Here is a 1,024-nt window from a genome sequence, read left to right as displayed (position 1 = left end):
GCTCGCGGGCTGGACGCTGACCGTCCTGACGACCGCACACCACCGCGCCCACCGGGTCCGGCTCACCGGCCCCGGGCCGTCCGGCCCCTCCGGGGCCACCCGGGAGGACGAGCGGTGACCGCCTTCCAGCTCGTCCTCGGGGCCCTCACCCTGCTGACCAACGCCTTCTTCGTCGGGGCGGAGTTCGCCCTGATCTCCGTACGCCGCGACCAGATCGAGCCACGTGCCGAAGCGGGCGAGCGCCGGGCCCGCACCGTGCTGTGGGCCCTGCAGCACCTCTCGCCCCTGATGGCCACCGCCCAGCTCGGCATCACCGTCTCCTCCCTGGTCCTGGGCGCCGTCGCAGAACCGGCCATCGCCCACCTGCTGGAACCCGCCTTCGAGGCCGCCCACGTCCCCCACGGCCTGGTGCATCCGATCGCCTTCACGATCGCCCTGGCCTCCGCCACCTACCTGCACATGCTCATCGGCGAAATGGTCCCCAAGAACATCGCCCTGGCCGCCCCCGAGCGCACCGCCCTGGCCCTCGGCCCGCCCCTGGTGGCCCTCACCCGGGCCCTGCGCCCGGTCATCTTCGGCATCAACGCCTTCGCCAACACCCTGCTGCGCCTGCTGCGCGTGGAGCCCAGGGACGAGGTCGCCTCCGTCTTCACCGAGGACGAACTGGCCCGCATCGTGAAGGACTCCACCGACGCCGGCCTGCTGGAGACAGCGGAGAGCGAACGGCTGCGCGACGCCCTCGCTCTGGGCACCCGCACCGTCGCCGAGATCACCGTCCCCGCTGCCCGCATGACCACCGTCGGCCACCGGATCACCCCCCGCCGGCTCGAACGCACCGCGGCGGCCTCCGGCTACTCCCGCTTCCCCGTCACCGGCCCCGGCCACACGGTCCTGGGCTTCCTCCACGTCAAGGACGCGCTCGCCGCGGCGGAACCCGACAAGCCCTTCCCCCGGCAGGCCCTGCACCCCGTCGTCCGCATCGCCCCGGAGACCCGGCTGGACGACGCCCTGACCGCGATGCGCG

General features: G+C 73.7%; 1 protein-coding gene. It reads left to right on the top strand.

Annotated features, from left to right (window positions below):
• Positions 1–114: 114 nt before the first annotated feature.
• The coding region (locus tag D7231_RS35885) for a hemolysin family protein (protein WP_147449935.1) at positions 115–1,024 on the top strand (910 nt) is incomplete at its 3' end.

It is taken from the genome of Streptomyces klenkii (assembly GCF_003626645.1).
GTDB classification, from domain to species: domain Bacteria; phylum Actinomycetota; class Actinomycetes; order Streptomycetales; family Streptomycetaceae; genus Streptomyces; species Streptomyces klenkii.
The sequence above is the reverse complement of the archived record's forward strand: the minus strand, read 5'-3'. Positions and strand labels throughout refer to the sequence as shown.